Source organism: Acetobacter sacchari, from assembly GCF_017377715.1.
Classification (GTDB): Bacteria; Pseudomonadota; Alphaproteobacteria; order Acetobacterales; family Acetobacteraceae; genus Acetobacter; species Acetobacter sacchari.
The window spans coordinates 1-5,534 of sequence record NZ_JAFVMF010000047.1; the positions used below are offsets into that span (position 1 = coordinate 1).

Below are 5,534 nucleotides of genomic sequence, written 5' to 3' on the forward strand. Positions count from 1 at the left end.
CCTTCAGGTTATGAGCCTGACGAGCTACCGGGCTGCTCCACCCCGCGTTGGGTGATTATGTGTGTGTAGAGTGGGTTGGAAGACCTGGCGGCGACCGACTTTCCCGCGACTTAAGCCGCAGTATCATAGGCGCTGGGGTTTTTCACGTCCGAGTTCGGGATGGGATCGGGTGGATCTCTCCCCGCCATAGCCACCAGGTCGTCCAACCCACTTTTATTTTGTGGGTGTGGTTGGTTGGTGCGTGAGTGTTGTGATGCATGGATGATTTCTGTGCATGGGGCTCTCTTTGAGGAGAGCGTATGTGAGTGAGCCTATTGGGCGATTAGGACCAGTTAGCTGCACGCATTACTGCGCTTCCACACCTGGCCTATTGACGTGATGGTCTATCACGGCCCTCAGGGAGATCTAGTTTTGAGGTGGGTTTCCCGCTTAGATGCTTTCAGCGGTTATCCCGTCCACACTTAGCTACCCGGCTGTGCCGCTGGCGCGACAACCGGTGCACCAGAGGTATGTTCATCCCGGTCCTCTCGTACTAGGGACAAATCCTCTCAAATCTCCAACATCCACGGCAGATAGGGACCGAACTGTCTCACGACGTTCTAAACCCAGCTCACGTACCACTTTAATCGGCGAACAGCCGAACCCTTGGGACCTGCTCCAGCCCCAGGATGTGATGAGCCGACATCGAGGTGCCAAACCTCCCCGTCGATGTGGACTCTTGGGGGAGATCAGCCTGTTATCCCTAGAGTACCTTTTATCCGTTGAGCGATGGCCCTTCCACGCGGGACCACCGGATCACTATGGCCGACTTTCGTCTCTGATCGAGCTGTCACTCTCACAGTCAGGCGGGCTTATGCCATTGCACTCGACAGCCGGTTTCCGACCGGCCTGAGCCCACCATCGCGCGCCTCCGTTACACTTTGGGAGGCGACCGCCCCAGTCAAACTGCCCACCATGCAGGGTCCCGGACCAGGCTTACTGGCCACGGTTAGACATCAGAAAAATTCAGGGTGGTATTTCAAGGATGGCTCCACAAGAACTGGCGCCCCTGCTTCAAAGCCTCCCACCTATCCTACACAGAATGTCTCTGATGCCACTGCAAAGCTGCAGTAAAGGTTCATAGGGTCTTTCCGTCTGACCGCGGATACCCCGCATCTTCACGGGGAATTCAATTTCGCTGAGCCGATGCTGGAGACAGCGGGGAAGTCGTTACGCCATTCGTGCAGGTCGGAACTTACCCGACAAGGAATTTCGCTACCTTAGGACCGTTATAGTTACGGCCGCCGTTTACCGGGGCTTCAATTCAGTGCTTGCACACCTCCTCTTAACCTTCCGGCACCGGGCAGGCGTCAGGCCCTATACGTCGTCTCTCGACTTCGCAGAGCCCTGTGTTTTTACTAAACAGTCGCTACCCCCTGGTCTGTGCCACCCGCAAATGGTTGCCCACTCACGGGTCTCGCTTATCCCGAAGTTACGCGAGCAATTTGCCTAGTTCCTTCAGCATCGTTCTCTCAAGCGCCTTGGTATGCTCTACCAGTCCACCTGTGTCGGTTTAGGGTACGGTCTATACGCCAGAGCTATTTCCTGGAATGCGCAAAAAGCCAGCCCAATCCGATAAGGACTGACAACATCTTGCATTCGTCACTTCTGGCAGGTTCAGGAATGTTCACCTGATTTCCATCGACTACGGCTTTCGCCCTCGCCTTAGGGGCCGACTAACCCTGCGTGGATTAACCTTGCGCAGGAACCCTTGGACTTTCGGCGACAGTGTTTCTCGCACTGTTTGTCGCTACTCATGTCAGCATTCGCACTTCCGATATCTCCAGAGAGGGTCACCCCGTCTCCTTCACAGACCTACGGAACGCTCCGCTACCGCGCATACAAAGTATGCACCCACAGCTTCGGCACGTGGCTTGAGCCCCGTTACATTTTCGGCGCAGGGTTTCTATTAGACCAGTGAGCTATTACGCTTTCTTTAAAGGATGGCTGCTTCTAAGCCAACCTCCTGGTTGTTTTGGAATCCCCACATCCTTTCCCACTTAGCCACGATTTAGGGGCCTTAGCTGGTGGTCTGGGCTGTTTCCCTCTCGACAATGGACCTTAGCACCCACTGTCTGTCTGCCAGGCTAAACTTCCGGGTATTCGGAGTTTGGTTAGGTTTGGTAAGGCTTTGGGCCCCCCTAGCCCATCCAGTGCTCTACCCCCCGGGGTCAACACCTGACGATCTACCTCAATAGATTTCGCGGAGAACCAGCTATCTCCGAGTTTGATTGGCCTTTCACCCCTAGCCACAGCTCATCCCCGACTTTTTCAACAGGCGTGGGTTCGGCCCTCCAGTGCGTGTTACCGCACCTTCAGCCTGGCCATGGCTAGATCACTCGGTTTCGGGTCTTCTGCCAGCAACTCGTCGCCCTATTCAGACTCGCTTTCGCTACGCCTACACCTACCGGCTTAAGCTCGCTGCAAACAGAAACTCGCTGACCCATTATACAAAAGGTACGCCGTCACCCCATAAGAGGCTCCGACTGCTTGTAGGCATCCGGTTTCAGGTCTATTTCACTCCCCTCGTCGGGGTGCTTTTCACCTTTCCCTCACGGTACTTGTTCACTATCGGTCGCCAAGGAGTATTTAGGCTTGGAGGGTGGTCCCCCCATGTTCAGACAGGGTTTCACGTGCCCCGCCCTACTCAAGGATCAGTCTAAGCATTACGCATACAGGGCTATCACCCACTATGGCCGCACTTTCCAGAGCGTTCTGCTTGTCTCAAACTGACCACTGGCCTGCTCCGCGTTCGCTCGCCACTACTAGCGGAATCTCAATTGATGTCTTTTCCTCCAGGTACTGAGATGTTTCAGTTCCCCGGGTTCGCCTCATCACCCTATGTATTCAGATGATGATACCCATCGCTGGGTGGGTTTCCCCATTCAGAAATCCACGGATCAAAGCCTGCTCGCGGCTCCCCATGGCTTATCGCAGCGTGCCACGTCTTTCATCGCCTCTTGGCGCCAAGGCATCCACCGAATGCCCTTATCGCGCTCATTCACTCCCATGCACAGAAACCATCCATGCCCACGATACAGGCCAAAGACCCATACGCAGAAACAAAGGTTCCGAACATGACAGCTCATCCGAGCACGTCACATTACACTCGTATCTGAACGCTCGCGCCATTTTCCCTTAACACAACCCCGCAAACAGCAAGGCCATGGGTCAGACCAACCCAGGAAAACGGCACGTCCAGATACGCACCAACCGATTCACACTGACAAAGAACACACACCAGACAAATCCAGATCTTCAGCCGCGCCGCGGTCAAAAGAAAAGGAAAGTCCGATCTCTAAAATCCCTTCGCGATGAGCGTCCACGCCAAAAGCGTGTCACCAGCAAACACCAGACTGTCTCCCCAAAAATCATGGTGGAGGCAGACGGGTTCGAACCGACGACCCCCTGCTTGCAAAGCAGGTGCTCTCCCAGCTGAGCTATGCCCCCAGACTCTGGTGGGCCAGGGAGGACTTGAACCTCCGACCCCACGCTTATCAAGCGTGTGCTCTAACCAACTGAGCTACTAGCCCAAACCTGGACCAGCCCCACGGCGCAGACTTTCGTCGCACCCGGCAGGGCCGGTTCTCATCGCAGAAAGGGATATGTTGACGGCGCTCTCGCCCCTGAGGGCAGATTGCTCAGTTGAACTGAGCGCCTTTGCCGATCCTGCAGCAAAGGACTTTTTTCGGACCATTCCAATTCAGGTCAGTTGCCCAACCCAATCTCGGAACAGTTCCTTGAAAGGAGGTGATCCAGCCGCAGGTTCCCCTACGGCTACCTTGTTACGACTTCACCCCAGTCGCTGACCCGACCGTGGTCGGCTGCGTCCTTGCGGTTCGCTCACCGGCTTAAGGTCAAACCAACTCCCATGGTGTGACGGGCGGTGTGTACAAGGCCCGGGAACGTATTCACCGCGGCATGCTGATCCGCGATTACTAGCGATTCCACCTTCATGCACTCGAGTTGCAGAGTGCAATCCGAACTGAGACGGCTTTTAGAGATCAGCACGATGTCGCCATCTAGCTTCCCACTGTCACCGCCATTGTAGCACGTGTGTAGCCCAGGACATAAGGGCCATGAGGACTTGACGTCATCCCCACCTTCCTCCGGCTTGTCACCGGCAGTCTCTTTAGAGTGCCCACCCAAACATGCTGGCAACTAAAGATAAGGGTTGCGCTCGTTGCGGGACTTAACCCAACATCTCACGACACGAGCTGACGACAGCCATGCAGCACCTGTGCAAGAGGTCCCTTGCGGGAAATATCCATCTCTGAATACAGCCTCTCCATACAAGCCCTGGTAAGGTTCTGCGCGTTGCTTCGAATTAAACCACATGCTCCACCGCTTGTGCGGGCCCCCGTCAATTCCTTTGAGTTTCAACCTTGCGGCCGTACTCCCCAGGCGGTGTGCTTATCGCGTTAGCTACGACACTGAGTAACTAAGTTACCCAACATCCAGCACACATCGTTTACAGCGTGGACTACCAGGGTATCTAATCCTGTTTGCTCCCCACGCTTTCGCGCCTCAGCGTCAGTAATGAGCCAGGTTGCCGCCTTCGCCACCGGTGTTCTTCCCAATATCTACGAATTTCACCTCTACACTGAGAATTCCACAACCCTCTCTCACACTCTAGTCTGGACGTATCAAATGCAGCTCCCAGGTTAAGCCCGGGGATTTCACATCTGACTGTCCAAACCGCCTACACGCCCTTTACGCCCAGTCATTCCGAGCAACGCTAGCCCCCTTCGTATTACCGCGGCTGCTGGCACGAAGTTAGCCGGGGCTTCTTCTGCGGGTACCGTCATCATCGTCCCCGCCGAAAGTGCTTTACAATCCGAAAACCTTCTTCACACACGCGGCATTGCTGGATCAGGGTTGCCCCCATTGTCCAATATTCCCCACTGCTGCCTCCCGTAGGAGTCTGGGCCGTGTCTCAGTCCCAGTGTGGCTGATCATCCTCTCAGACCAGCTATCGATCATCGCCTTGGTAGGCCTTTACCCCACCAACAAGCTAATCGAACGCAGGCTCCTCCACAGGCGACTTGCGCCTTTGACCCTCAGGTATCATGCGGTATTAGCTCCAGTTTCCCGGAGTTATCCCCCACCCGCGGATAGATCCCTACGCGTTACTCACCCGTCCGCCACTGAAGTCCGAAAACCTCCGTGCGACTTGCATGTGTTAAGCATGCCGCCAGCGTTCGCTCTGAGCCAGGATCAAACTCTCAGGTTCATCACGTCAGAGCCTAAACCCCAACATAACAAACAAAGCCAAGTCCTAGCCAAATTCCTATCATTGACAGGAACATGTACTCATCGAAACATCTGTATAAAACGCGTCTGTCAAAAGATACGCTAAACAAACGTCCAATCAGTCAGACTTAACCTAAAGTCCAACCAACCAACCCCCCAGATCAAAAAGCCCGAAAGCCCCTAAACCCAAGAAGAAACGCCGTCAGCATATCCCTCTCTATTCCATATTCTCTTGTCAAAGA

General features: G+C 54.8%; 2 tRNA genes and 3 rRNA genes. All 5 read right to left on the reverse strand.

What is annotated here, in order from left to right:
• Positions 1-82 precede the first annotated feature (82 nt).
• Positions 83-198 (reverse strand): 5S ribosomal RNA (gene rrf / locus J2D73_RS20055).
• 103 nt (positions 199-301) lie between these two features.
• Positions 302-3,042: ribosomal RNA gene (locus J2D73_RS20060) — 23S ribosomal RNA — on the reverse strand.
• A gap of 371 nt (positions 3,043-3,413) precedes the next feature.
• Positions 3,414-3,489 (reverse strand) — tRNA-Ala (locus J2D73_RS20065).
• Between the two features lie 6 nt (positions 3,490-3,495).
• Positions 3,496-3,572: transfer RNA gene (locus J2D73_RS20070), tRNA-Ile, on the reverse strand.
• 210 nt (positions 3,573-3,782) lie between these two features.
• Positions 3,783-5,272, reverse strand: a 16S ribosomal RNA gene (locus tag J2D73_RS20075).
• The 16S, 23S and 5S rRNA genes sit together here with 2 tRNA genes alongside, the layout of an rRNA operon.
• Between the last annotated feature and the right edge of the window lie 262 nt (positions 5,273-5,534).